Raw genomic sequence first — 25,628 nt, 5'->3', positions numbered from 1 at the left:
GGAATCCCATGCGCCTGATTCGCATGTTGCTGCTGCCGGTACTGGCCGTGACCACCCTGTCGGCCCACGCCGATCCCAAGGATGTGGCCCGCCTGACCCAGTTGCTGGAAAAGTCCCAGACCCTGAGCGCGCGCTTCTCGCAACTGACCCTCGACGGTAGCGGCACCCAGTTGCAGGAAACCGCGGGCGAGATGTCCCTGCAGCGTCCTGGCCTGTTCTACTGGCACACCGATGCTCCCCAGGAGCAGTTGATGGTTTCCGATGGCCAGAAGGTTTCGCTCTGGGACCCTGACCTGGAGCAGGTGACCATCAAGAAGCTCGACCAGCGCCTGACCCAGACCCCGGCGCTGCTGCTCTCCGGCGATGTGTCGAAGATCAGCGAAAGCTTCGACATCACCTCCAAGGAAGCCGGTGGGGTGATGGACTTCGTCCTCAAGCCCAAGACCCGTGACACCTTGTTCGACAGCCTGCGCCTGTCGTTTCGCAACGGCATGATCAACGACATGCAGTTGATCGACAGCGTCGGCCAGCGCACCAATATTCTGTTCACCGGGGTCAAGGCCAACGAGTCGATCCCGGCTTCCAGGTTCAAGTTCGACATCCCCAAGGGTGCCGATGTGATCCAGGAATAAGAGCCGTTTCCGCGCCCCGGCGGCGTTCGTCCAGGCCCGCATCGACAGGATGTGGCCTGGCGCCGTCGGGAGCGGCCCGTTCCGCGTCGCCGTCCCGAGGTTTGAAGAAAGTCCATGGACCTGTTTCGAAGTGCACCGATCGCCCAGCCGCTGGCTGCGCGCTTGCGTGCCACCAACCTGGACGAGTACGTCGGCCAGGAGCACTTGCTGGCCCGGGGCAAGCCGTTGCGCGAAGCCCTGGAGCAGGGCGCGCTGCATTCGATGATCTTCTGGGGCCCGCCGGGCGTGGGCAAGACCACGCTGGCGCGGCTGCTGGCGGACGTTTCCGATGCGCATTTCGAGACTGTCTCGGCGGTGTTGTCCGGGGTCAAGGAGATCCGCCAGGCGGTGGAGGTCGCCAAGCAGCACGCCGGGCAATATGGCCGGCGCACCATCCTGTTCGTCGATGAAGTGCATCGTTTCAACAAGTCGCAACAGGATGCCTTCCTGCCCTACGTGGAAGACGGCACGCTGATCTTCATCGGCGCCACCACGGAAAACCCCTCCTTCGAACTCAACAACGCGCTGCTGTCCCGGGCTCGGGTCTATGTACTCAAGAGCCTGGACGAGACGGCGCTGCGCAAGCTGGTGCAGCGTGCCCTGGGCGAGGAACGCGGCCTGGGCAAGCGACACCTGAGCCTGAGCGACGAAGGCTTCCAGATGCTGATGTCGGCCGCCGATGGCGATGGTCGGCGCATGCTCAACCTGCTGGAGAACGCCTCCGACCTGGCCGAGGACGGCGGCGAGATCGGCACCGACCTGCTGCAGAGCCTGCTGGGCGATACCCGGCGGCGCTTCGACAAGGGCGGCGAGGCGTTCTACGACCAGATTTCCGCGTTGCACAAGTCGGTGCGTGGGTCCAATCCCGATGGCGCCCTATACTGGTTCGCCCGCATGCTCGACGGCGGCTGCGATCCGCTGTACATCGCCCGGCGCGTGGTGCGCATGGCCAGCGAGGACATCGGCAATGCCGACCCCCGGGCCCTGAGCCTGTGCCTGGCGGCCTGGGATGTGCAAGAGCGGCTGGGCAGCCCCGAGGGCGAGCTGGCAGTGGCCCAGGCCATCACCTACCTCGCCTGTGCGCCGAAGAGCAATGCGGTGTACATGGGCTTCAAGAACGCCATGCGTGCCGCTGCCGAGCACGGTTCGCTGGAAGTGCCGCTGCACCTGCGCAACGCCCCGACCAAGTTGATGAAGCAACTGGGCTACGGCGAGGAGTATCGCTACGCCCATGACGAGCCGGACGCCTATGCTGCCGGCGAGGACTACTTCCCCGAGGCGCTGGAGCCCCTGGCTCTCTACCAGCCGGTACCCCGTGGCCTGGAATTGAAGATCGGCGAGAAGCTCAAGCACCTGGCCGCCCTGGACCGGGCCAGCCCCCTGCAGCGGAGAAAACCTTGATCCCGTTGATACTCGCGGTTTCGGCCGGCGGCGTCGCCGGCACCCTGTTGCGCTTCGCTACCGGCAACTGGATCAGCGCCAATTGGCCGCGGCACTTCTATACCGCGACGCTGGCCGTTAATATCGTGGGCTGCCTGCTGATCGGCGTATTGTACGGACTGTTCCTGATCCGTCCGGAAGTGCCGATCGAAGTGCGTGCCGGATTGATCGTCGGTTTCCTCGGCGGGCTGACGACTTTTTCATCCTTTTCACTGGATACCGTGCGTCTGCTGGAAAGCGGACAAGTGGCGCTGGCCCTGGGCTATGCGGCGCTGAGTGTATTCGGCGGGCTGCTCGCCACCTGGGCCGGCCTGTCCCTGACCAAACTTTGATAAACGAGAGAACGACATGCTCGATTCCAAACTGTTACGTAGCAACCTTCAGGACGTAGCGGATCGTCTGGCATCCCGCGGCTTCGCCCTGGATGTGGCACGCATCGAAGCGCTGGAAGAACAGCGCAAGACCGTGCAGACCCGCACCGAGCAACTGCAGGCCGAACGTAACGCGCGCTCCAAGTCCATCGGACAAGCCAAGCAGCGCGGCGAAGACATCGCCCCGTTGATGGCCGATGTCGAGCGCATGGGGAACGAGCTCAGCTCCGGCAAGGCCGAGCTGGAAAGCATCCAGGGCGAGCTGGACTCGATCCTGTTCGGCATTCCCAACCTGCCTCACGAATCGGTGCCGGTCGGCGCGGACGAGGACGGTAACGTCGAAGTGCGCCGCTGGGGCACTCCGGCCAGCTTCGACTTCCCGATCAAGGACCACGTGGCCCTGGGTGAAACCCACGGCTGGCTGGACTTTGAAACCGCGGCCAAGCTGTCGGGCGCGCGTTTTGCCCTGCTGCGCGGTCCTATCGCCCGCCTGCATCGCGCCCTGGCGCAGTTCATGATCAACCTGCACACCGGCGAGCATGGCTACGAAGAGGCCTACACCCCGTACCTGGTGCAGGCGCCGGCGCTGTTCGGCACCAGCCAGTTGCCCAAGTTCGAGGAAGACCTGTTCAAGATCACCCGCGAAGGCGAGGCTGATCTGTACATGATTCCGACCGCCGAAGTGTCGCTGACCAACATCGTCGCCGGGGAAATCCTCGACTCCAAGCAACTGCCGCTGAAACTGGTTGCCCACACCCCGTGCTTCCGCAGCGAAGCCGGTGCTTCCGGCCGTGATACCCGCGGCATGATCCGCCAGCACCAGTTCGACAAGGTCGAGATGGTCCAGGTGGTGGAGCCGTCCACTTCCATGCAAGCCCTGGAAGGCCTGACCGCCAACGCCGAGAAAGTCCTGCAGTTGCTGCAACTGCCCTATCGCGTGTTGGCCCTGTGCACCGGCGACATGGGCTTCAGCGCGGTCAAGACCTACGACCTGGAAGTCTGGATCCCGAGCCAGGACAAGTATCGCGAGATCTCCTCGTGCTCCAACTGTGGCGACTTCCAGGCCCGCCGCATGCAGGCGCGTTTCCGCAACCCGGAAACCGGCAAGCCGGAGCTGGTGCACACCCTCAACGGTTCCGGCCTGGCCGTAGGCCGGACCCTGGTGGCGGTGCTGGAGAACTACCAGCAGGCCGACGGTTCGATCCGCGTGCCGGATGTACTCAAGCCTTACATGGGCGGCATCGAGGTCATCGGCTAAATGGAATTCCTGCCGCTGTTTCACAAGCTTCGCGGCAGTCGTGTGTTGGTGGTCGGTGGAGGGGAGATTGCCTTGCGCAAATCCCGTCTGCTGGCCGATGCCGGTGCGCAGCTGCGGGTGGTCGCACCTGAGATAGAAGCGCAATTGCAGGAACTGGTGGTCGCCAGCGGCGGCCAGTCCCTGCTGCGCGGGTATGTCGAGGCCGACCTCGACGGCTGCACCCTGGTCATCGCCGCTACCGACGACCAGCCCCTCAATGCCCAGGTTTCCGCCGATGCCCATCGGCGCGGCCTGCCAGTCAACGTGGTGGATGCGCCAGCCCTGTGCAGCGTGATCTTCCCGGCTATCGTCGATCGTTCGCCATTGGTCATCGCCGTCTCCAGCGGTGGCGATGCTCCGGTGCTGGCGCGGTTGATCCGGGCCAAGCTGGAAACCTGGATCCCGTCCACCTACGGCCAGCTGGCCGGCCTGGCCGCGCGCTTCCGGACCCAGGTCAAGAACCTGTTCCCGGATGTGCAACAGCGCCGGGCGTTCTGGGAAGAGGTATTCCAGGGGCCTGTCGCCGACCGCCAACTGGCCGGGCAAGGGGCCGAGGCCGAGCGCCTGCTGCAAGCGCGAATCGACGGCCAGGCGCCCAGTGCCCGGGGCGAGGTGTACCTGGTGGGGGCCGGCCCGGGTGATCCGGACCTGCTGACCTTCCGTGCCCTGCGCCTGATGCAGCAGGCCGATGTGGTGCTCTACGACCGCCTGGTGGCGCCGGCGATCCTCGAGTTGTGCCGGCGTGACGCCGAGCGCATCTATGTGGGCAAGCGCCGCGCCGACCATGCCGTGCCCCAGGACCAGATCAACCAGCAACTGGTGGACCTGGCCCGGCAAGGCAAGCGCGTGGTGCGGCTCAAGGGCGGCGATCCGTTCATCTTCGGCCGTGGTGGCGAAGAGATCGAGGAGTTGGCGGCCCAGGGCATCGCCTTCCAGGTGGTGCCGGGGATCACCGCGGCCAGTGGTTGCTCGGCCTACGCCGGGATTCCGCTGACCCATCGCGACTATGCGCAATCGGTACGCTTCGTCACCGGACACCTCAAGGATGGCACCACCAACCTGCCGTGGGTCGATCTGGTGGCGCCCGCCCAGACCCTGGTGTTCTACATGGGCCTGGTGGGGCTGCCGGTCATCTGCGAGCAGCTGATCAAGCACGGTCGCGCTGCCAGCACTCCAGCGGCGTTGATCCAGCAGGGCACCACCAGCAACCAGCGAGTCTTCACCGGGACCCTGGCGGACCTGCCGGCCCTGGTGGCGGAGCACGAAGTCCATGCTCCAACCCTGGTGATCGTCGGCGAAGTGGTCCAGCTGCGCGACAAGCTGGCCTGGTTCGAAGGCGCCCAGCCCCAGTCCTGAAACCCGTCGCCGCCGCCAGGTTGCAGCCTGGTGGCGGCGACGGCGCTCAATCCCTGCACCACACTCCACGTCCGTCCAGGCGCTGCCGGTCATGGCTGGCGCCGAAGTCCAGCAATGGCCCCCTGGGCACGATGCCAGTCGGGTTGATGGTGGCGTGGCTGGCGTAGTAGTGGTTCTTGATATGACGGAAGTCCACGGTCCCTTCGACTCCCGGCCACTGGTACAGCTCCCTTAGCCAGTTGGACAGGTTTGGGTAGTCGGCGATACGCCGCAGGTTGCATTTGAAGTGGCCGTGGTACACCGCGTCGAAACGGATCAGCGTGGTGAACAGGCGTACATCCGCTTCGGTCAGGTACTCACCGGCCAGGTAGCGTTGCCCGGCGAGCAGCGCCTCCAAGCTGTCCAGCTCGGCAAATACCTCATCGAAGGCCGTCTCGTAGGCCTGTTGCGACGTGGCGAAGCCGGCGCGGTACACGCCATTGTTCAATGCCGGGTAGATGCGCCCGTTGAGCTGGTCGATGCGCGAGCGCAGGGCATGCGGATAGAAGTCCAGGCGATTGCCGGTCAGGTGGTCGAAGGCGCTGTTGAACATGCGGATGATCTCCGCCGATTCATTGCTGACGATGCGCCGCTGCTGCTTGTCCCACAGCAAGGGCACGGTGACTCGGCCGGTATAGTCCGGGGTGTCGGCGGTATAGCGCTGGTACAGGAAGTCCAGGTCGTCCAGGCGATCGCCGCTGGAGCCTTGGGACTGGTCGAAGGTCCAGCCATGTTCGCGCATCAGCCAACCGACCACCGACACCTCCACCAGGCTCTCCAAGCCCTTGAGTTGGCGCAGGATCAGGGTGCGATGGGCCCAGGGGCAGGCCAGGGATACGTAGAGGTGATAGCGTCCGGCCTCGGCCGCGAAGCCGCCTTCGCCACTGGGGCCGGGCCGGCCATCGGCGGTGATCCAGTGGCGCCGCTGGGCCTGTTCGCGTTGGAAAGACCCGTCTTTGCCGCTGGTGTACCACTGGTCATGCCAGCGTCCTTCGATCAGCAAACCCATGGAATGCTCCTCAGCTGTTATGCGTAGGAGTGCAGTCTATGCCTGGGCGTTCGAACAAAAAGCGCAAAACCTGGGTGATCAGGATCGATCAGATCGATCTATCGCGGGCATCCCAATACTGCTGGGCCAGTTCGAAGGCCTGCTCCCGGGGCGTGCCCAGGCCGCGCAGGGCCAGGGCCATGGTCGCCAGCAGCGCCAGTTGCGGGTAGCTGTCTTCAACCTCGCCGCGCCATAGCGCCTTGAGATGCTCGGGTTCCAGGCTGGCCGGTTTCACATGGCGTTGCGCCGACAGCGCAGGCCATTCCTCGTCCCAGGCGATGCCATCGCGGGTGCCGTACAAGTGGCTGATGGCGTCCGGGTTGATCTCGATCTCGCCACCATCGCCCTTGATCACTATGACGTTATCGCCCAAAAGGCTGGCGGCCTCGCGGTGCACCGCCTGGTAGCCGGGGTGGAAGATGCTCTGCAGGCCGCAATAGGCGCCCAGGGGGTTGAGCTGGCGGGCCAGGGAGTGGATTGGCGAGCGTAGGCCGAGGACGTTGCGCAGGTCGATCATCCGCTGCAGTTGTGGCGCCCAGTCCACCAGGGGGATGAACGCCAGGTTGCCCCGGTCCAGGGCCGCGCCCACCGCTTGCCAGTCACGGCACAGGGGAATGCCCAGGGGCTCCAGCAGTTGTTCGGCATACAGGCGTCCGGCGGTGTGGGCGCCGGCGCCGTGGAGCAGGATGCGCACGCCGTTCTGGGCCAGGCATTTGGCTGCCAGCAGGTACCAGGGCAGGTGGCGCTTCTTGCCGGCATAGGTCGGCCAGTCCAGGTCGAGCCGGATGGCCGGGGCATCCAGGCGCTCGCGCAGGGCCTGGGTGAAGCCGGCCAGTTCCTCCGGGCTCTCCTCCTTGTGCCGCAGCAGCATGAGGAAGGCACCGAGCTGGGTATCCTCGACTTGTTCGTCCAGCAGCATGCCCATGGCTTGCCGGGCTTCTTCCTGGGTCAGGCCGCGGGCACCGCGCTTGCCCTTGCCGAGAATCCGTACGAACTGGGCGAAGGGATGCTCGTCCGGGGTTTGCGTGAGCAGCGGGGCATGATCGTTCATAGGCAATTGGTCGGCTTCGGCAGGCCTGCCAGCTTGGCGGCGAGTTTGGCGGGAGTGCCCTTGAACAGGCGGTTCAGGTGCAGGCTGTTGCCTTTGTCCGGCCCCAGCTTGAGGGCGGTGTACTTGATCAAGGGGCGGGTGGCAGGCGACAGCTGGAACTCCCGGTAGAAAGCCTGGAGCAGCTCGATGATTTCCCAGTGCTCGGGGCCCAGCTCCAGTTCCTCGGTGGCCGCCAGGGCCTCGGCCACTTCGGCGGACCAGTCGGCGAGGTCGACCAGGTAGCCGTCCTTGTCCAGTTCGATGGCGCGCTCGCCCAGGGTCAGGGTATTCATAGCCAGGTATTGACCTTGTCATGCTGGATCGACAATTGGACGAACCCCGGATAGTCCACGGCTTCGGCCCAGGCGGGCAGGGCCAGGCCCCGGGCGCGCAGGTCTTCTTCCAGGACGTAGAGTTTCAGGCCGTCGCGTGCTTCCAGTTCATTGCCGGGCGCGGTACCGGGTTGCAGGGCATAGGCCGCGTCGCCGCACAACAGCAACGCATCGGCGCTTCCCAGCAGGCGCAGGCAACTGGCCAGGCGGTCGTCGGTGAAGGGCGAGTGGGACAACACATGCAAGGTCGACATCAGAGGGTAATCACCTGGTCATAACGGTCGATGATCCCGGCCAGTTCCGGGGTGCTGAGCAGTTGTACGGCATTAAGGCCCAGGGTGCTCGGGTCCAGGCCCCGGGCGTCGAGGCTGCTGCGGCAGGCAAAGACCTCGTCGATCCCGAACAGCGACAGCGCCTGCAGGTTGGCGGCCAGGTCCTTCTGGCGCAGGGCCTTGGCCTGTTGGCCGGGCATCAGTTGCAGTACGCCATCGTCGAGAAACAGCAGGCCGATGGGCAGGTCGAAGGCGCCGCCGGCCAGGACGATATCCAGGGCCTCGCGGGCTCCGGGACCGGACCATGGCGCCTGGCGGCTGACCAGCAGCAGGGACTTGGCCATCTCAGGCTCCTCCAAAACAGATCAGGCGGTCGGCGCTCTGCACCGCGTCATGCAACTGGCCAAGCCCGGAAAGCTCCCAGGGTGCCTCGACGTTCACCGCGGCGCGCTGGTAACGCTGGGCCTCGTCGGCATTCAGCGTGCCCCGGCGCAGGGCGGCGGCGATGCACACCACCGCGTCCAGTTGATGCTGGCGGACGAATTCGCGCCATTCCCGGGGCAGGTCCTGCTCGTCCTGGGGCGTGACGATGCTGTTGACGGCGTTGTATACGCCGTCCTGGTAGAAAAACAGCCGGACGATCTCGTGTCCGCCCGCCAGCGCCGCCTGGGCGAACAGCAGGGCGCGGCGCGAAGAGGGCGCATGGGCGGCGCAGAACAGGGCGATGGCGAACTTCATGACGGCCTCGATGGATAACTCGGCGGCCATGATAAAGCTTTATCCGGGGATCGGCTAAACCCGTTTCGGCTGGCTGCCGGATGGGACATATCGGGAAAAGCTTTACCCCAGCCACCACCTCATGATGTGGATAGACTCGCGCCTTCAATCGACCTGGTACAAGGAGCAAGGGATGACTGGCTTGAATTCGGCGGTAGTCGTGGTAACAGGCGCAGGGCGCGGATTGGGGGCGGCGCTGGCCATCAGCCTGGCGGACCAGGGCTGCAAGTTGATTCTCTGCGGGCGCAACCCGCGGGCACTGGCGCAAGTCGCCGCCACCATCGAGCAGCGCACCGGGCGCACTGCCGAACAAGTGGTGGTGGACCTGGCCGACAGCGACAGCGTCAAGGCGGCCCTCGCCGAGATCCATGTACGCCAGCCCCAGGTGGATATCCTGATCAACAACGGTGCCATGTGGCTGGAGGCGAGCGAGCGACCCCACAGTGTTGCCGAGGTCACCGGGGTGATCGACGCGGCCCTGAGTGGCACCTTCCTCCTGACCCAGGGCCTGCTGCCGGCGCTCAAGGCCTCCAGCCGCCCGGACATCGTCACCATAGGCTCCATCAGCGGCCTGCCCAATGCACCCCTGCACAGCGTGTCGCTGCCGTTCTATGCGGCCAAGCATGGGCAACTGGCCCTGGCCGATGGCCTGCGCCAGGTCCTGCGGGGCACGCCGGTTCGCTCGTTGTGCGTGCATCCGCCCTACCTGGAGGACATCTCGCCCCTGGATGAGGCCTGGGAGCGGGTGCCGGAGCGACGCAAGGGCGATTCAGGGACCAACCGCGATGTGGTGGAGGCGGTGATCTTCGCGCTCACCCGGCCACGGCATGTGAGCTTGTCGTCCATCGTCATCGATACCGACAACGGTGGCCTGTTCAGCTGATCGCGCCTGTTGTCAGCGGGTCTTGTAGCCCAGTTGCCAGCGGCGTGGAATCTTCAACGACGCCACCCCCAGCAGCGCCGCGAACGCCCCGCTGGCATACAGCGCCTTGAGTCCCAGGTGATGTTCCAGCAGTGCCCCCAGCACCGCCCCGGCGAACATTCCCGTCCAGGGAATCAGCTGTACCCGCCAGCCGCTGCGCTTCTCCCCCAACAGCCAGCGGCCCAGGCCACGCCCGAAGCGCGACAGGGCGCCGGTGACATAGGTCAGGCCAATGGGCAGGCCATTCACTTCTTCCACCACGGCATTGAGCATGCCCATGGCGGCGATTGCCGCCAGCAGGGCCGGCATTTGCTGCTCGAAAGGCCAGGCCGCCGAGGCACACAACAGGGCGGCGATGCCCAGTAGCAAGGGCAGGGTGCGATGTCCAGCCAGGCGGCTGACGATCACCCCCAGCGCATTGCCGACGATGAACGTTGCCACCAGCATCAGCAGGCGCAGTACCAGGCCCGGCTCGCCATCGCTGATGGCCACTGCCATGCGCGTGGTGTTGCCGCTCATGAAGGACACGAAATCCCCGGTGGCCATGAAGCCAATGGCATCGGTCATACCCGCCAGCACCGACAGGCAGGCCACCAGGGCCAGGCCGACGCGTCCGCGCCATTTCTGCGTGTGCTGCAGGGCTGCGTTGGCGGCGTGAGTGGAAGTCGAAGGCAACATCGGCGGTTCTCCTGTACCGGGACAGCGGGGGCGATGCGGTTCAAGGCCGTGGGTCGAGGTGATGCAGGGTGCAATATTCGTCCCATGGCATGCCGGCCATTTGCGCCACCTCCTTGTGCACTTCAAGGCGCTGGGCGTGGAATTCCTCCGGGCTGGCGGCGGTCAGTTGCAGGCTCAGTTCCCAGGCGAAAAGTCCCAGGCGCTCGGCTTCGGCCTCGAACGCCTCGTGCAGGCGTTCGGCACGGTATTGCGCCGGGGTTTCGCCCCGGGCCCGGGCTTCCAGCGGGTTGAGGTTGTCCAGTTGTTCGCGCAACTCGGGGCGCTGCTCGAGGAACGTGCCCAAGGCCTGTTCATGCGGGTATTGATCGATTGTCATGAATATTCCAGGAAAGAGCGCCACGCCAAGGCGCGAGATTGAGTTCGTTACGGGCAGATGCTCAGGGCTGGCCCGTCTGGGCGGCCATCAAGCCACGGAGCCGCACCAGGTCCTTGCGCGCGATGACATAGGTTCGCGCCAGCCGGTCGCCGATGCGCTGGCAGCGGCTGGACTCGCAGCAAATCAGCAGGGTCGCGGGGCTGATGGCGGCTTCGAACGGCCGGGTCGCCGAGCGGATCAACACCTGCAGCAGCGACGGCGGCTGGCCGATGCCATTGATCACTTGCAGGCCGCAAAGGGCCTTGCCGGCGGTATAGCCACGCAACAGGTATTCGCTGAGGGGAAAATACAGGCACCAGGTGGCCAACACACACCAGGTGGAGAATTGCTCCAGGTCCGGGTATTGGAGGTGTTCGGCCAGTCGGCACAGGACAAACCACAGCAGCAGTACCAGCATGCCGTCGGCGAGGTAGGCCAGAATGCGCCGGATGATCAGGCCGGCTCTCGATACTCCCATGCATTGCCCCAAGACTACGCTCTGTATTGAGCGGCCTATTGTACGACCTAAAGCCCCCACTGGTGGCGAGCCGCTACAGGGGTGTGAAAAAAACGTGAAAAATAAATAGAACCTTTTGCTTTTGGTTTCCCTCGAAAAGGCTCCTGCAGCATTTGCCTTTCTCAAACAGGGAGATTCACACACGATGTCCAAGGTATTCGCAACCCTCTTGGCCAGCACGTCTGCCGCCACCTTGCTGGCGCTTTCCAGTAATGCCATGGCCGCACCGAACACCGGGCCGATCTCCACCCTGGGGATTCTCGGCAGCTACAACGACTTCAAGCTCGAAGGCGGTAGCCAGAGTGACAAGGAACACCTGGGCGAGGGTGGTGTGTTCTACAACTTCGGCAACAAGATGACCGCCGAGTCGGGCCTGATCTACCAGGCCGGGATCGAAGCCAAGTTCGGCAAGAAGAACGACAACAAGCTCAAGGAAGGCCAGGCCGACCTCGACCTGGGCTGGCGCGCCGCCCTGGATGCGCGCAACTTCGTCGATGTGCTGGTGGGCGGTGGCTACACCTGGACCCGCTACGAGCCGGACACCGGCGACTACGACATGAAACTCACCAACAAGTCACCCTTCGCCAAGGCGGCTCTGGGTTACAACCACCAGTTCGACGACGTGACCATGCGCGTGGAGCTGGGGGCCCGTCATACCATCAATGGCCGGGCACGCTTGAAGGTGGATGATGTCGGCAGCGACACCGTGGACCTGAAGAACCGCACCAACCCCTATGCCGAAGTCAATTTCCTGATGAACCAGAACGGTTCGTTGCCGGTAATGGCCGGGGTTTACTACACCCACACCGAGTACAAGCTGGACGAGGATACGCCTGTGGCCGACAACACCAAGCTCAAGCGTGACGAGTACGGCTTCAAGGTCGGCCTGACCTTCTAAGGGCGGCAGCTCGCCTCAAGCCGCGACAAAACCGCCGGCCCCGTCCTTCGATGGGGCCGGCGGTTGTGCTTTCAGCTGAGCGTGGATGGTTCGCGCCCGATCTCTGCACGCAGCTGGGCGATCAGGTGCAGGCAGTGGGTGAGCCCTGGCGAGGGTTCGCCGATCCGGTGGCTGAGAATGATCGGCGAGGTGGCCTCGGTTTCCAGCAGCGGGCAAAAGCCGATGTCGTCGCGGTGCAGCACCTGTACCGAGGCCGGCACCAGGGTGATGCCGATGCCGGCGCCCACCAGGCCGATGGCGGTCTGCAATTCGTTGGTCCACTGGGCGATCTTCAGGTTCAGGCCCCGGGCATTGAACAGCGCGATCACATGGTCGGCGTAGCTCGGTCGCGGGTTGGCCGGGTACAGCACGAAGGGCTCCTGCGCCAATTGCGCAAGGCTCACCGGTTGTCCCAGCAGCGGATGCCCGGCGGGCAGGGCGACCACCAGGTGATCTGCGGTCAACACCTTCTGCACGATGGCCGGGTCGTCGATATGGATCCGACCGAAACCGATATCGATGCGCCCGGCCTTCAAGGCTTCCACCTGTTGCAAGGTGGTCATTTCCGAGAGCCCCAGTTCCAGCTCCAGGGTCTCGTTGCTGCGTAGCCGGCGAATCAACTGCGGCAGTACGCCGTACAGGGTCGAGGGCGCGAAACCGATGCCCAGCCAGGTCTTGTGTCCCAGGCCGATGCGCCGGGTGTTGTCGCAGACCTTGCCTAGCTGCTCCAGCACCCGGTTGGAGTGCTCGAAGAAAAAGCGTCCGGCGGCGGTCAGGCGCAGTGGCCGGCCACGCTCCAGCAGCAGTACCCCCAGCTCGTCTTCCAACTGCTGGATCTGCCGGCTCAGGGGCGGTTGGGCGATGTGCAGGCGTTCGGCGGCGCGGGTGAAATTCAGGGTTTCCCCCAGCACCTGGAAATAGCGCAGATGACGCAATTCCATGACAACTCTCCAGTGGCGAGTGCATACCTTTAAGGTATCAAGCTAGACCAATTCTATATTGGAACCCCGTAAAAAGCCGGGACAGAATCGCCGGCAGAATTTCAAGAACCTGACGGGTATGGAAATGCACGCTTCTGCCATTGAATCGATCGAAACGATCATCGTCGATCTGCCGACCATCCGCCCGCACAAGCTGGCCATGCACACCATGCAGAACCAGACCCTGGTGCTGATCCGCCTGCGCTGCGTCGATGGTATCGAGGGCCTGGGGGAAGCCACTACCATCGGGGGCCTGGCCTATGGCAACGAAAGCCCGGACAGCATAAAGACCAACATCGATCGCTTCTTCACGCCACTGCTGGTCGGCCAGGACGCCAGCAATATCAACGCCGCCATGTTGCGCCTGGAGCAGGGCATCCGTGGCAACACCTTTGCCAAATCCGGTATCGAGACGGCCCTGCTCGATGCCCAGGGCAAGCGCCTCGGCCTGCCGGTCAGCGAGTTGCTGGGCGGTCGGGTGCGCGATGCCTTGCCGGTGGCCTGGACCCTGGCCAGCGGCGATACCGCCAAGGACATCGCCGAGGCCGAGAAGATGCTCGAGCTGCGCCGCCATCGGATCTTCAAGTTGAAGATCGGCGCCGGCGAGGTACGGCGCGACCTGGCCCATGTGATCGCCATCAAGCAGGCCCTGGGGGAACGCGCCAGCGTGCGGGTCGACGTCAACCAGGCCTGGGACGAAGCCGTGGCGCTGCGTGCCTGCCGGATCCTGGGCGACAACGGCATCGACCTGGTCGAGCAGCCCATTTCGCGCAACAACCGCGCCGGCATGGTGCGCCTGAACGCCAGCAGCCCGGCGCCGATCATGGCCGACGAGTCCATCGAATGCGTGGAGGATGCCTTCAACCTGGCCCGGGAGGGCGCGGCGTCGATTTTCGCCTTGAAGATCGCCAAGAACGGTGGCCCCCGGGCCGTCCTGCGTACTGCCGCCATCGCTGAAGCAGCGGGTATCGGCCTCTACGGCGGGACCATGCTCGAAGGCGGCGTCGGTACCCTGGCCTCGGCCCACGCCTTCCTGACCCTGGGCAAGCTGGCCTGGGATACCGAGTTGTTCGGCCCATTGCTGCTGACCGAGGACATCCTCGCCGAGCCGCCGCTGTATCGCGACTTCCAGCTGCATGTATCGACGGCCCCGGGCCTGGGCCTGAGCCTGGACGAGGAGCGGCTGGCGTTCTTCCGCCGCGACAAGACCACCCCCGTGCTGCACCACGCCTGAGGAGGGCTGCATGCTATTCCACGTCAAGATGACCGTGAACCTGCCGGTCGATATGAATCCCGAGCGCGCCGCGCAACTCAAGGCCGATGAGAAAGCCCTGGCCCAGCGCCTGCAAGCCGCGGGCAAATGGCGCCACCTGTGGCGCATCGCCGGGTTGTACGCCAACTACAGCGTGTTCGATGTCGACAGCGTGCAGGAACTGCACGACACCCTGATGCAATTACCGCTGTATCCGTACATGGCCATCGAAGTCGACGCCATGTGCAGGCATCCTTCGTCCATTCATGAGGATGACCGCTGAGTCCGTGCCAGCCCGTTCACCACTCTAATAAGTACAAGATGAGGATCGATCATGAACGTCAGGATTTCCCACACCGCCAGCGCCCAGAAGTTCCTCGAGGAGGCCAGCGGCCAGTTCACCGAAGGCGGTAGCCCGCGGGCCAAGGCCCTCATGCACCGCATCCTGCGGGATACGGTGAGCATCATCGAAGACCTGCAAGTGACCCCCGAGGAGTTCTGGAAGGCGGTCAACTACCTCAATGTCCTGGGTGCTCGCCAGGAGGCCGGCCTGCTGGCCGCGGGCCTGGGCCTGGAGCATTACCTGGACTTGCTGATGGATGCCGCCGACGAGCAGGCCGGCAAGAGCGGCGGTACTCCACGGACCATCGAGGGCCCGCTGTACGTGGCTGGCGCGCCCCTGAGCCAGGGCGAGGCGCGGCTGGACGATGGCATCGATCCTGGCGTCGTGCTGTTCATGCAGGGCCAGGTCCGCAACACCGCCGGCCAGCCGTTGGCCGGCGCCATCGTCGACGTCTGGCATGCCAACACCGGCGGCACCTATTCCTACTTCGATGGCAGCCAGTCGGAATTCAACCTGCGCCGGCGCATCGTCACCGATGCCGAGGGCCGCTATCGTTTTCGCAGCATCGTGCCGTCGGGCTACGGTTGTCCGCCGGATGGCCCGACCCAGCAACTGCTGGATCAGTTGGGGCGCCATGGCCAGCGTCCGGCGCATATCCATTTCTTCATCAGCGCAGACGATCATCGCCACTTGACCACCCAGATCAACCTGGATGGCGACCAGTACCTGCACGACGATTTCGCCTACGCCACTCGCGACGAGCTGATCGCCCAGATCACCTTCAGCGAAGACCAGGCCCGGGCCAAGGCGCTGGGTGTCAGCGGGCGCTTCGCCGAGATCGACTTCGACTTCACCCTGCAATCCTCGGCCCAGCCTGAGGAACAGCAGCGCAACGAGCGGGTCCGCGCCCTGGAGGATTGAACCGCCGGCCATGCCTGGTCTGGCCACGGAGCACCGACCCAGGTGCCCGTGGCCTTTGCCGTTGTGCCTGGCCGATGAGCCTGGGTGACGGGCCTGAACGCAGGCCCGAGAAGAACCATCAGAGTGAGCCGATCATGCAGATGCCTCTGTTGAGCCAGCGCAGCAGCGTGTTTGTTCAAGCCGATCCTTATGCCGTATCCGGTTACGTCAACCAGCACGTGGGCAGCCATTGCATTCGCCTGCCCCGGGCCGGCCATCCCCAGGCCAGCCTCCAGCACCGGACCCTGGCCAGCCTGGATCTGTGCAGCATCAGCTATGGCGGCAGTGTGCGCGTCACCTCGCCGGCCCTGGAAAGTATCTACCACCTGCAAGTGTTGCTTCACGGCCATTGCCTGTGGCGCGGTCCAGGCCAGGAGCACTGCTTTGCCCCGGGGGAACTGCTGCTGATCAACCCCGATGACCCGGTGGACCTGACTTATTCCGAGGACTGCGAAAAATTCATCATCAAGATTCCCACCCGCCTGCTGGAAAACGCCTGCCAGGAGCAGCGTTGGCAGTACCCAAGGCAGGGCGTGCGCTTTCTCCAGCCGCGTCATCGGCTGCAGGACCTGGAGGGCTTCGTGCCCTTGCTGAGCCTGTTGTGCCAGGAGGCCGAAGCCCGGCAAACCCTGCCCAGGGTCCAGGCGCATTACGCACAGGTCCTGGCGGGCAAACTGCTGGGGCTGATGCAGACCAACGTGCAGCGTGATGCCCTGGGCGCCTCGGCGGCGACCTTCGAGCGGATTGCCGACTATATCGAGCGCAACCTCACACACGACATCGGCTGCGAAGAGCTGGCGCAACAGGCGCGCATGAGCCTGCGCTCGCTGTATGGCCTGTTCGAGCGTAACGCTCGCACCACGCCGAAGAACTACATCCGCCAGCAGAAGCTGCAACGGATACACGCCTGCCTCAGCGACCCGCAAAGCCCGGTGCGCAACGTCACCGAGCTGGCCCTGGATTTCGGCTTCCTGCACCTGGGCCGCTTCGCCCAAAGCTACCGCCAGCAATACGGCGAATTGCCCTCCGATACCCTCAAGCGTCGCCACTGAGCCTCCGCCTCTCGGCCCATCGGCTCTAGCCGCTGCCGAGCCTTCGGGGCTGCGCAAAGGTCCGCAGGACCTTGCCTGGCGATCTCCAGCCGAACCAGCACCAGCCTCAAGGTCGCAGCCGCTCCAGGGCCTTTGCAGAAAACGGATACAGGTCTGCAGGCAATGGATATTGTCCACGGCAACTGCGCCCTAGCATGGCCCTGCCTGAATAAAAACAATGGAGGCACCAGCCATGTCCCTGCGACCCGAATACCTGCATTCCCTGCTTGAAGAGGACCCCGACCAGGGCGTCTACCGCTGCAAGCGGGAGATGTTCACCGACCCCCGGCTGTTCGACCTGGAGATGCAGCACCTCTTCGAAGGCAACTGGCTGTACCTGGCCCACGAGAGCCAGATTCCCAACCCCAACGACTACTACAGCACCACCATGGGCCGGCAACCGGTGTTCATCGCCCGCGACAAACACGGCGAACTCAATGCCTTCCTCAATGCCTGCAGTCATCGCGGGGCCATGCTCTGCCGACACAAGACCGGCAACAAGGCGTCCTTCACCTGCCCGTTCCACGGCTGGACGTTCAACAACTCCGGCAAGTTGCTCAAGGTCAAGGATCCGGCCGCCGCGGGTTACCCGGCCAGCTTCAACTGCGAAGGCTCCCACGACCTGACCCAGGTTGCGCGCTTCGAGTCCTATCGCGGCTTCCTGTTCGCCAGCCTCAACCCCGACGTGCTGCCCCTGGTCGAACACCTGGGGGAGTCGGCGAAGATCATCGACATGATCGTCGACCAGTCCGCCGATGGCCTGGAAGTGCTGCGCGGCTCCTCCAGCTATATCTATGAAGGCAATTGGAAGCTCACCGCCGAGAACGGCGCCGACGGCTACCACGTCAGCTCGGTGCACTGGAACTACGCTGCCACCCAGAACCAGCGCAAACAGCGCGAGGCCGGGGAAGACATCCGCACCATGAGTGCCGGCACCTGGGCCAGGCAGGGCGGCGGTTTCTACTCCTTCGACAAAGGCCACATGCTGCTCTGGACCCGCTGGTCCAACCCCGAGGATCGTCCGTTGTACGAACGTCGCGATGCGCTGGCCCGGGATTTCGGCCGGGCCCGGGCCGACTGGATGATCGAGAATTCGCGCAACCTGTGCCTGTACCCCAACGTCTACCTGATGGACCAGTTCAGCTCGCAGATCCGCATTGCCCGGCCGATCTGCGTGGACCGTACCGAAATCACCATCTACTGCATTGCTCCCAGGGGTGAGAGCGACGAAGCCCGGGCCCGGCGCATCCGCCAGTACGAGGACTTCTTCAATGTCAGCGGCATGGCCACCCCGGACGATCTGGAGGAGTTCCGCTCCTGCCAACTGGGCTACCAGGGCAGCACCACGGCCTGGAACGACATGTCTCGCGGCGCCGAGCATTGGGTCCGGGGCGCGGACGACGCAGCCAAAGAAATCGACCTGGAACCGATTCTCAGTGGCGTGCGCACCGAGGACGAAGGGCTGTTCGTGATGCAGCACAAGTATTGGCAGCAGACCCTGCTGGCGGTCCTTGAGCGTGAGGCGTCACGGCAGATCGACGTGGAGGCGCTGCAATGACTATTTCCTACGACGCCGTGCGCGATTTCCTGTACCGCGAAGCCCGCTACCTGGACGACAAGGACTGGGACCGCTGGCTGGAGCTCTACGCCCCGGACGCCACCTTCTGGATGCCGTCCTGGGATGACAGCGACCAGTTGACCGAAGACCCGCAACGGGAAATCTCGTTGATCTGGTACGGCAACCGCAGCGGCCTGGAAGACCGGGTGTTCCGCATCAAGACCGAGCGCTCCAGCGCCAGCATTCCCGACACCCGCACCTCCCACAACCTGAGCAATATCGAGCTGCTGGAGCAGGGCGCCGGCCAGTGCCAGCTGCGCTTCAACTGGCACACCCTGAGCTTTCGCTACAAGACCGTGGACAGCTACTTCGGCAGCAGCTTCTACACCCTCGACCTGCGAGGGGAGAACCCGCTTATCCAGGCCAAGAAAGTCATCCTGAAGAACGACTACGTTCGCCAGGTCGTCGATATCTACCACCTCTGAGGCGACTGCCATGAGCCATCAAATCGCACTCAATTTCGAAGACGGCGTGACCCGTTTTATCACTGCCCATGCCAATGAGACCGTGGCCGATGCCGCCTACCGCCAGGGCATCAATATTCCCCTGGACTGCCGCGACGGCGCCTGCGGCACCTGCAAGTGCCTGGCCGAAGCCGGGCGCTACGAGTTGGGGGAGGACTACATCGACGATGCCCTGAGCGCCGCCGAAGCCGAGCAGGGTTTCGTCCTCACCTGCCAGATGCGCGCCCTGGGCGACTGCGTGGTGCGGGTGCCGGCCTCGTCCCAGGTCTGCCGCGCCGCGCAGGCCACCTTCCAGGCCAGCATCAGCGCGGTGCGCCAGCTGTCCGATAGCACCATCGCTCTGTCGATCAAGGGCGAGTCCTTGAGCCAGCTGGCGTTCCTGCCGGGGCAGTACGTCAACCTCGGGGTGCCCGGGAGCCAGCAGACCCGGGCCTATTCCTTCAGCTCCCTGCAGCGCGATGGCGAGGTCAGCTTCCTGATCCGCAATGTGCCCGGTGGCCTGATGAGCAGCTTCCTCACCAGCCTCGCCAAATCCGGCGACAGCATGACCCTGGCCGGGCCCCTGGGCAGTTTCTACCTGCGGGACATCCGCCGGCCCTTGTTGTTGCTGGCCGGTGGCACCGGGCTGGCGCCGTTCACCGCGATGCTGGAGAAGATCGCCGAGCAGGGCAGTGAGTACCCTTTGCACCTGATTTATGGGGTGACCAATGATTTGGACCTGGTGGCGCTGGATCGCCTGGAGGACTTTGCCAAGCGCATCCCCCAGTTCAGCTTCAGCGCCTGCGTGGCCAATCCCCAGAGCCAGTACCCGCACAAGGGCTACGTGACCCAGCATATCCAGCCGGCGCACCTGAACCAGGGGGATGTGGACGTGTACTTGTGCGGGCCGCCACCGATGGTCGAGGCGGTGAGCCAGTTCATTCGCGAACAGGGCATTGCCCCGGCGAATTTCTATTATGAGAAATTCGCCGCCAGTGTGGCGTGAGCCCCCATCACCTTCACTCCTACGCTGCTGTCGAGGTCCCCATGAACCGCTTTCACAACCAAGTTGCCCTGGTCACCGGTGCCGCCCAGGGCATCGGTCGTCGTGTCGCCGAACGCCTGGCCGAGGAGGGCGCCCGCGTGGTGCTGGTGGATCGCTCGGAGCTGGTCTTCGAACTGGCCGCCGAACTCAGCCCCCGCTACCCGGTCCTGGCCCTGACCGCCGATCTGGAGCAATACGCCGAATGCAGCCGGATCATGGCCGCCGCCATCGCCCACTTCGGTCGCCTCGATGTGCTGGTCAACAACGTTGGCGGCACGATCTGGGCCAAGCCCTTCGAGCACTACCAGCCGCAGGAGATCGAGGCTGAAGTGCGCCGCTCATTGTTCCCGACCCTGTGGTGCTGCCACGCTGCCTTGCCGCAGATGCTGGAACAGGGGCGTGGCGCCATCGTCAACGTTTCGTCCATCGCCACCCGTAGCCTCAACCGCGTGCCCTACGGCGCGGCCAAGGGCGGGATCAACGCACTCACCGCCTGCCTGGCCTTCGAAACCGCCGGCCGTGGCGTGCGGGTCAACGCCACCGCGCCGGGGGGTACCGAGGCGCCGCCACGACGTATCCCGCGCAACAGCGCCGAGCCGAGCCCCGAGGAGCAGGCCTGGTACCAGCAGATCGTCGAGCAGACCCTCGACAGCAGCCTGATGCACCGCTACGGCAGCGTCGATGAACAGGCGGCGGCGATCCTGTTCCTGGCCAGCGACGAAGCCTCCTACATCACTGGCACGGTGCTGCCGGTGGGCGGTGGCGACCTGGGCTGAGTCGGCTGGCTGAACCGCGGGTGTGTTGGCCAGGCTTGAGCATGAGGGCGGCACGGCCGTCCGGCTGTTGGATGCTGTTCACACCTGGCGGTGAGCGCTACTAAGGCAAGCGCAAACTCGGCAATGCCGCCTTGCCCTGGGCCGACAGCACCGGCGCCAACTGTTCCCAGGTGAAGCTCAGCTCATTGTCGCAACCATCACCATAGGGGGGCGTCGAGAGCTGCAAGCCCTGGGTGTCGAAGCTCAGGTCGAAGGTCGAGTAGCTACTGACGGCCGGGCAGCCTTCGTCCACGGAGGTCTGTTTCTCCAGCCAGGCGGCGAACCCCGGCGCCAGTTTCACCTGGCCGGAGTAGGGGTCGTGCCACTGCTGGCGCCCGCCTACCCAGGTCCAGGGGTCGACGCGTTCGCCCGTCTTCAGGTTCCAGCTGTGCAGGCCCCAACTGATGCCGTTGCGTCCCATGCCGGCGGTCCAGCGATAGAACTTGACGGTGATCCATTGCGACGACCAGTACTGGGGCTCGACGCTGATTTCGCTGGTATAGCCGGAGCCATTGCGCCCCAGGTACTCGCGGCGCTCGCTGAAGAACTCCTCCTGGCCTTCGGGGCTGATGGCCAGGCGTTCCAGCTGTTGATTGATCTTCTTCAGCGCCGGGGCATCGCCCTCCAGCCTGAGGCTGACCTGGGCGCCCTGGGTCCTGAGCTGATAGCGGTGTCCTTCGAACTCTTTCCTCTGCACCTTGACCGGTAGCGGCGCGGCCTCCAGCGGCCCGTTGTAGGCATCGCCGCCACAGCCTTCGGTGCTGGTGCGCGTCAGTGCCAGAGGCAATGGCGTGTCGCCCGGGGCCTTGCTCCAGGTGCCGCTCAGGCGATCGCCCTGGGGCGCGTCGAGCTGCCAATACCCGGTCTGGCCGTCTTCGATCCAGGGCTCGCCGGCCTGTGCCTGGGTCAGCTGGATCGGCGTGACGAAACGCTGGTAGTAGTAGCTGCCGTTGCTATTGGGAGCCGCGTTGAAGCAGGCGGTAATCGAGTGCTTCCCCAGGGTGCCTTTCCAGACTCCGGCAAGGTCGGTGGAGGCGGCGCCGGCGTAGGCAGAAGCACCGGTCAGGGCCAGGATGGCGAGGGGTTTGAGCATAGGGGCGGACTTCCAGTTGTCTGACAGGAGCGCATCATAACGGATGCACGCGTTGGGCTTGGCATGCACCTTGGATGCCTGCCTGGCTGATCATTTTCCTGTCATATCGACCGCTTGGTTCAGTGGTGCGGCGCGGATCGCCAGCGCTGTCGTGACGCATTTTATTAATCTTGTGAAAGAAAAATAATTCCGTTTGTTGAATTTATGGCTGGCCGCTGTTACAAAATCCGTCGAGGCTCACCCGCGGGCGTTGGACAAGCGGGTTTCTCGCTCAACCCAATGAACTGGCCGCAGCCAGGTGCTCGAGGCAAACATGGACGAAACGCTTCCTCTGTTCCACCAAGACCCCTACCTCAAGCAAACGCAATGTACTGTCGAGCGGCTCGAACGCGACGATTCGGGCTTGCCTTTTGCGGTGCTCAGCGCAACGGTTTTCTATCCCCAGGGTGGTGGGCAACTGGGCGACCGGGGGCTGCTGCATGTGGCGGGTCAGGAGGTGGATGGTGTCGAGCGGGTGCTGCAAGTGGTCGGCACCCGGAAGAAGGATCGGCAGATCCGCCATTACCTGGCCATCGATGACCAGGCGTTCGAACTGTTGCAGCAATGCCTGAGTGGAGCAGAGGCCGTCGCGACCCTGACCTGGCCGCTGCGCTATCGGCAGATGCGCATCCATTCGGCAATGCACCTGATGCACTGCATGCTCGAGCGAACCCTTGGGCGTTCCTTGCCACCCCCGATCCGTTCGCCCTTGAGTGACGAGGGTGGGGAAAATCAATATGAATTCGTCGACGAGTTCGATGAAGCGAGCCTGCAGCGGGCAGCCGATGCCTTGAACGCGTTCTGTGCTGCGGGTCATGAAATAACAACGCAAGCCGACGCCAGCCAAGGTCAGGGATATCGTTGGTGGCGATGCGGGCAGTGGTCGATCCCCTGTGGTGGCGTGCATGTCGGCAATACCCAGGAGATAGGCGAGGTGTCCGCCAGTATGAAAGTCCGGAAAAACACCACTCGAGTGGCGGTTACCCTATCCGCGGAGGTTCGATAGTTGACGCAGCACAAACAGGCCTTCGGGGCATTCCTCAGCCAATTGCGCATCGAAAGGGGCCACCTGAAGATTTCCACTTTTCTTGCAGAAGTGAATCTCCCTTTTTCCGCCAATTACTACCGTGATGTCGAGTCGGGAAGAAAGCACCTGAGCAATGACGCCGCCGTCGAGCTGCATGACTGTCTTGGCATCGATCCGGCCAGCAAGTCGAGCTTCGATTACTACTGGCACTACTTTCGCGACCTGTTGCCGGTCCAGGTGCACGAGATGCTGTTTGGCAAGGGCGTGGAGGTCACGGACCTGCCTGCCCGGCTGGAACTGCGCGAACATGATTCGAGGATCTTGCGCCGCGCCTTGAGCTTGAGCCGCTACGAGCGCGAATTCATCGTGACCCAGGAAATCATCGCGGCGTTCAACGAGCAGTTCGAACTGCTGCCGTTGATGACCTATCTGTACATGGTGGACAGCGCCTCGGTAGCTGAAGTCCGGTTGGTCTGCCAGCAGCTGGGCCTTGCCTACGATCAGCGAACCGAAGCCTTCCTGGCCCTGGTCGCCAAGGAGCGCAGCACCCCGCAGGCGCCCTTCGTGCGGCATGCCCCCACGCTGAGGATGCCAAGGACGGCCGAGGCCCTGGCGCTCAAGGACCGCTTCCTGCGCGCCGAGATCGATCGCTCGTTGTCCAAGCCCGAGCAAAGCGAATATTTCGATATGTCCGGGTCGTTCAAGTACAGCTCGATGGTGACGCTCAGGGATGCGGAGATCGAACAGATCCAGGACCGCCTGGTCGAGCTGTTCTCGCTGATAGAAGTGCACAACAAATCCGCGGGGCAGCTGGAAGATCCCGGTGCCCAACCCTACTTCTTCGGGCTGGTGGTGTCGGGTCGCCCGGAGTATGACGGGCGGGCTGCCCGCTCTCCCAAGAGCACTTAGGGGTGCAGCGCGAAGGCTGGCGCGGAGATGGCTAAGGGGCTCCATGGCACGGGATGGAGCAACGACCAAGTGTCAGAGTGACGGTTTCATCAGGTTGTCGGCCCAGTGCGGGAAACTTCCCTCTGTCCTGCGACCAACTTTGTTATCCTGCGCGCCTTTTTCCCGAGTGCAAGGAACGCAAGCATGAGCCAGTCCTGGGCTAGCGCCACGCGAACATGGGTTGGCCGATGGCGTTGCCGGCCGGATCCGCGGCAATTGCTTCGCGGCCTCGTCCCAGCGCTCGTGCTGGGCCTGGCGCTCAGCAGTCCTGGTGCCAGCGCCGACCCCACCACTACCTACCGGGGCACCCTCGGCGACACCCCGGTCGAACTGGCCCTGACCTACGACTCCCAATACGGCGGCGGCATGTCCGGCTACTGGTTCAGCGAAGCCGAGCGGTTGCCCATTCCCCTGGAGCTGACGCCGTTTCGCCAGGGCGAGGAGCTGCTGATCAATATCATGGACAACCCGACCCTGCCGGCCGCTGCCGTGTCGTTGCAGTCCTTCAGCGAAGGGGCTGATTCCCTGCAGGGTTCTTTCATCGATCTGCGCACGGGTGGGCAGCAGCCGTTGCAGTTGCAGCGGGTGATGCGCTTTGCCGGTAGCCGGCGCGAGGCATTCGACGGGGAGCTGTTGCAGCCGGTGCAGGACAAGGATTTCTATTTCCGCGTGCATGCCCTGCGCCATGCCGGGGAAGACACGGGCCGCGTGGACAATATCCGGATGCTGAGCCGCGCCACCGGCCAGGTGGTGCAGGAGGTGGCCGGGCAGTGGTGCCTGGCCGCTATCGGAACGCGAACCCTGGGTTTTGCGGATTTCGATGGGGATGGCACGGTGGACTTCCAGGTGCAGGGTTATAGCGTGAGCGGCCAAGGTGGCGGGGCGTCGTGCGCGCCGGCGCAATATTACCTGTATCACTCGGCGACCAAGGCCTACCTGCGCCATCCATTGCTGGAGCAGTTCGCGGTGGATGGCACCCTGCGTTTTGCGCCCGGTGGCCAGATGGAGTTCAGCAAGCAGGACTTCATCGACTACGACAAACGCATCCGGCGTTGGGATTACTACCGAGTGATCAGCCCTGATCGGCTGCAGTACCTGTCATCTGGCGAGGAGCGTTTCTGATGGGGGCGGTCGCTGTTTTTCGTGGGCTGGCAGTGGTGTTGCTGTTGGCCTGGATGATGCCCGCGCAGGCGGCCCATGGGGTGTATACGGGGACGCTGGGCAAGCAGGCCATTGTCTTGACCCTGGGCAATCAGAATGCGGTCTACCAGGGCACCTATGCCTACCAGCGCTATCGCACGCCGATCCGCCTCAAGCCGAGCTTCAGCTTCAGCAACAAGACGCTGGCCATGGATGAGTTGGACGAGCAGGGTTTGCCGGTGGCGCGCCTGCAGTTCAATGACCTGATGAACTCCCGCCAGCAGGAGCAGGTGCGCGGCACCTGGACCAGTTATCGCACGGGCAAGACCTTGCCGATTGCGCTGCAACTGGTGGGCCTGGTGGATTCGGACCGCTCCTGGCCGCAGCCGGTCACCACGCTGTTGCAGAGCGCTTCCACCAAGCGTTGGTATTTCCAGGTGCCGATGCAGGGCAGCGATCGACGGATCACGACGGTGGAGGTCATGCGCAAGTCCACTGGCAAACCCTTGCAGACCTTGGCGGTCAGTGCACCGGGGTGCCCGAACCTGGGGGTGGATACCTTGCAGTTGCAGCTCGAGGGGGAGCAATTGCGAATTGGCTTCAAGGACTGCAAGTTGCCGGGATTCCAGTGGAACCCCAACAGTGGGCGTTTCCAAGCGCAGCCTTGAGCCA

30 protein-coding genes are annotated in these 25,628 nt (G+C 64.1%); 19 read left to right on the top strand and 11 right to left on the bottom strand.

What is annotated here, in order from left to right:
* Positions 1-8 precede the first annotated feature (8 nt).
* From lolA to cysG, 5 genes are all read left to right on the top strand, one after another.
* Positions 9-632, top strand: coding sequence for an outer membrane lipoprotein periplasmic chaperone LolA (gene lolA, locus AC3WK8_RS13450; RefSeq protein WP_022639628.1), 624 nt, complete (start codon positions 9-11; stop codon positions 630-632).
* A 114-nt stretch (positions 633-746) separates the two neighbouring features.
* Positions 747-2,072, top strand: coding sequence for a replication-associated recombination protein A (locus AC3WK8_RS13445; RefSeq protein WP_103325604.1), 1,326 nt, complete (start codon positions 747-749; stop codon positions 2,070-2,072).
* Positions 2,069-2,443, top strand: a complete 375-nt coding sequence (gene crcB, locus AC3WK8_RS13440; protein ID WP_022639626.1) for a fluoride efflux transporter CrcB — start codon at positions 2,069-2,071, stop codon at positions 2,441-2,443. Before AC3WK8_RS13445 ends, crcB begins: the two co-directional genes overlap by 4 nt.
* 16 nt (positions 2,444-2,459) lie before the next feature.
* Positions 2,460-3,740, top strand: a complete 1,281-nt coding sequence (gene serS, locus AC3WK8_RS13435; RefSeq protein WP_053136610.1) for a serine--tRNA ligase — start codon at positions 2,460-2,462, stop codon at positions 3,738-3,740.
* Positions 3,741-5,135, top strand: coding sequence for a siroheme synthase CysG (cysG, locus tag AC3WK8_RS13430; protein WP_085598551.1), 1,395 nt, complete (start codon positions 3,741-3,743; stop codon positions 5,133-5,135).
* A gap of 46 nt (positions 5,136-5,181) precedes the next feature.
* On the opposite strand, the gene AC3WK8_RS13425 is transcribed toward cysG, so the two are convergent.
* From AC3WK8_RS13425 to tusD, 6 genes are all read right to left on the bottom strand, one after another.
* Positions 5,182-6,183, bottom strand: a complete 1,002-nt coding sequence (locus AC3WK8_RS13425; RefSeq protein WP_103325603.1) for a glutathione S-transferase family protein — start codon at positions 6,181-6,183, stop codon at positions 5,182-5,184.
* Between the two features lie 88 nt (positions 6,184-6,271).
* Positions 6,272-7,273, bottom strand: coding sequence for a glycosyl transferase family protein (locus AC3WK8_RS13420; RefSeq protein WP_103325602.1), 1,002 nt, complete (start codon positions 7,271-7,273; stop codon positions 6,272-6,274).
* A complete protein-coding gene (locus tag AC3WK8_RS13415; protein WP_103325601.1) occupies positions 7,270-7,605 on the bottom strand; it encodes a TusE/DsrC/DsvC family sulfur relay protein in 336 nt (111 codons plus the stop codon). The genes AC3WK8_RS13420 and AC3WK8_RS13415 overlap by 4 nt, the downstream gene beginning before the upstream one ends.
* A complete protein-coding gene (tusB, locus tag AC3WK8_RS13410; protein ID WP_085598558.1) occupies positions 7,602-7,898 on the bottom strand; it encodes a sulfurtransferase complex subunit TusB in 297 nt (98 codons plus the stop codon). Before tusB ends, AC3WK8_RS13415 begins: the two co-directional genes overlap by 4 nt.
* Positions 7,898-8,260: a sulfurtransferase complex subunit TusC gene (gene tusC / locus AC3WK8_RS13405; protein ID WP_085598560.1), complete on the bottom strand. Its 363-nt coding sequence runs from the start codon at positions 8,258-8,260 to the stop codon at positions 7,898-7,900. The genes tusB and tusC overlap by 1 nt, the downstream gene beginning before the upstream one ends.
* A 1-nt stretch (position 8,261) precedes the next feature.
* Positions 8,262-8,654, bottom strand: a complete 393-nt coding sequence (gene tusD, locus AC3WK8_RS13400; RefSeq protein WP_085598637.1) for a sulfurtransferase complex subunit TusD — start codon at positions 8,652-8,654, stop codon at positions 8,262-8,264.
* A 172-nt stretch (positions 8,655-8,826) separates the two neighbouring features.
* Between tusD and AC3WK8_RS13395 the strand changes: the two genes are divergently transcribed.
* The gene (locus tag AC3WK8_RS13395) at positions 8,827-9,576 is read left to right on the top strand and encodes an SDR family oxidoreductase (RefSeq protein WP_085598562.1); all 750 of its coding nucleotides are present in this window, start codon (positions 8,827-8,829) and stop codon (positions 9,574-9,576) included.
* Positions 9,577-9,588: 12 nt separating this feature from the next.
* Here AC3WK8_RS13395 and AC3WK8_RS13390 read toward each other — a convergent pair whose 3' ends face one another.
* From AC3WK8_RS13390 to AC3WK8_RS13380, 3 genes are all read right to left on the bottom strand, one after another.
* Entirely contained in the window at positions 9,589-10,293 is a 705-nt protein-coding gene (locus tag AC3WK8_RS13390; RefSeq protein ID WP_103325600.1) for a YoaK family protein, read from the bottom strand.
* Positions 10,294-10,333: 40 nt separating this feature from the next.
* Entirely contained in the window at positions 10,334-10,669 is a 336-nt protein-coding gene (locus AC3WK8_RS13385; protein ID WP_085598566.1) for a DUF6388 family protein, read from the bottom strand.
* Positions 10,670-10,730: 61 nt separating this feature from the next.
* The gene (locus AC3WK8_RS13380; protein WP_103325599.1) at positions 10,731-11,186 is read right to left on the bottom strand and encodes an RDD family protein; all 456 of its coding nucleotides are present in this window, start codon (positions 11,184-11,186) and stop codon (positions 10,731-10,733) included.
* A gap of 184 nt (positions 11,187-11,370) precedes the next feature.
* Here AC3WK8_RS13380 and AC3WK8_RS13375 point away from each other — a divergent pair, with 184 nt between their 5' ends.
* Complete coding sequence (locus AC3WK8_RS13375; protein ID WP_085598570.1) at positions 11,371-12,123, top strand: outer membrane beta-barrel protein; 753 nt, start codon at positions 11,371-11,373, stop codon at positions 12,121-12,123.
* Between the two features lie 71 nt (positions 12,124-12,194).
* On the opposite strand, the gene AC3WK8_RS13370 is transcribed toward AC3WK8_RS13375, so the two are convergent.
* Complete coding sequence (locus tag AC3WK8_RS13370; RefSeq protein WP_103325598.1) at positions 12,195-13,103, bottom strand: LysR family transcriptional regulator; 909 nt, start codon at positions 13,101-13,103, stop codon at positions 12,195-12,197.
* A gap of 124 nt (positions 13,104-13,227) precedes the next feature.
* Here AC3WK8_RS13370 and AC3WK8_RS13365 point away from each other — a divergent pair, with 124 nt between their 5' ends.
* The 8 genes from AC3WK8_RS13365 to AC3WK8_RS13330 all read left to right on the top strand — a co-directional run bounded on the left by AC3WK8_RS13365 (position 13,228) and on the right by AC3WK8_RS13330 (position 20,670).
* Positions 13,228-14,376 carry a muconate cycloisomerase family protein gene (locus tag AC3WK8_RS13365; protein ID WP_178088035.1) on the top strand — a complete coding sequence of 383 codons (1,149 nt, stop codon included), beginning with the start codon at positions 13,228-13,230 and terminating at the stop codon, positions 14,374-14,376.
* Between the two features lie 10 nt (positions 14,377-14,386).
* Positions 14,387-14,677, top strand: a complete 291-nt coding sequence (gene catC, locus AC3WK8_RS13360) for a muconolactone Delta-isomerase (RefSeq protein WP_022639610.1) — start codon at positions 14,387-14,389, stop codon at positions 14,675-14,677.
* Between the two features lie 51 nt (positions 14,678-14,728).
* Positions 14,729-15,658, top strand: coding sequence for a catechol 1,2-dioxygenase (gene catA / locus AC3WK8_RS13355; RefSeq protein WP_085598576.1), 930 nt, complete (start codon positions 14,729-14,731; stop codon positions 15,656-15,658).
* Between the two features lie 134 nt (positions 15,659-15,792).
* On the top strand, positions 15,793-16,749 hold the full coding sequence (locus AC3WK8_RS13350; RefSeq protein WP_103325596.1) for an AraC family transcriptional regulator: 957 nt from the start codon (positions 15,793-15,795) through the stop codon (positions 16,747-16,749).
* 232 nt (positions 16,750-16,981) lie between these two features.
* Positions 16,982-18,346 (top strand): benzoate 1,2-dioxygenase large subunit, encoded by a 1,365-nt coding sequence (gene benA / locus AC3WK8_RS13345; RefSeq protein WP_103325595.1) that lies wholly within the window; start codon positions 16,982-16,984, stop codon positions 18,344-18,346.
* Positions 18,343-18,831 carry a benzoate 1,2-dioxygenase small subunit gene (gene benB / locus AC3WK8_RS13340; RefSeq protein WP_085598580.1) on the top strand — a complete coding sequence of 163 codons (489 nt, stop codon included), beginning with the start codon at positions 18,343-18,345 and terminating at the stop codon, positions 18,829-18,831. The genes benA and benB overlap by 4 nt, the downstream gene beginning before the upstream one ends.
* A gap of 10 nt (positions 18,832-18,841) precedes the next feature.
* Entirely contained in the window at positions 18,842-19,855 is a 1,014-nt protein-coding gene (gene benC / locus AC3WK8_RS13335; protein WP_103325594.1) for a benzoate 1,2-dioxygenase electron transfer component BenC, read from the top strand.
* A gap of 41 nt (positions 19,856-19,896) precedes the next feature.
* Positions 19,897-20,670: a 1,6-dihydroxycyclohexa-2,4-diene-1-carboxylate dehydrogenase gene (locus AC3WK8_RS13330; protein WP_103325593.1), complete on the top strand. Its 774-nt coding sequence runs from the start codon at positions 19,897-19,899 to the stop codon at positions 20,668-20,670.
* Positions 20,671-20,770: 100 nt separating this feature from the next.
* On the opposite strand, the gene AC3WK8_RS13325 is transcribed toward AC3WK8_RS13330, so the two are convergent.
* Positions 20,771-21,802 (bottom strand): hypothetical protein, encoded by a 1,032-nt coding sequence (locus AC3WK8_RS13325; RefSeq protein ID WP_103325592.1) that lies wholly within the window; start codon positions 21,800-21,802, stop codon positions 20,771-20,773.
* Positions 21,803-22,115: 313 nt separating this feature from the next.
* Between AC3WK8_RS13325 and AC3WK8_RS13320 the strand changes: the two genes are divergently transcribed.
* The 4 genes from AC3WK8_RS13320 (at position 22,116) to AC3WK8_RS13305 (ending at position 25,624) form a co-directional block, all read left to right on the top strand.
* Positions 22,116-22,847 (top strand): alanyl-tRNA editing protein, encoded by a 732-nt coding sequence (locus AC3WK8_RS13320; protein WP_103325591.1) that lies wholly within the window; start codon positions 22,116-22,118, stop codon positions 22,845-22,847.
* Positions 22,848-23,777, top strand: coding sequence for a hypothetical protein (locus AC3WK8_RS13315; protein WP_103325590.1), 930 nt, complete (start codon positions 22,848-22,850; stop codon positions 23,775-23,777).
* A 255-nt stretch (positions 23,778-24,032) separates the two neighbouring features.
* Positions 24,033-24,938 carry a hypothetical protein gene (locus tag AC3WK8_RS13310; protein ID WP_404942570.1) on the top strand — a complete coding sequence of 302 codons (906 nt, stop codon included), beginning with the start codon at positions 24,033-24,035 and terminating at the stop codon, positions 24,936-24,938.
* Positions 24,938-25,624 carry a hypothetical protein gene (locus tag AC3WK8_RS13305; RefSeq protein WP_103325588.1) on the top strand — a complete coding sequence of 229 codons (687 nt, stop codon included), beginning with the start codon at positions 24,938-24,940 and terminating at the stop codon, positions 25,622-25,624. The genes AC3WK8_RS13310 and AC3WK8_RS13305 overlap by 1 nt, the downstream gene beginning before the upstream one ends.
* The last annotated feature ends 4 nt before the right edge of the window (positions 25,625-25,628 follow it).

The sequence above is a fragment of the Pseudomonas sp. FW507-12TSA genome (assembly GCF_058781435.1).
The sequence above is the reverse complement of the archived record's forward strand: the minus strand, read 5'-3'. Positions and strand labels throughout refer to the sequence as shown.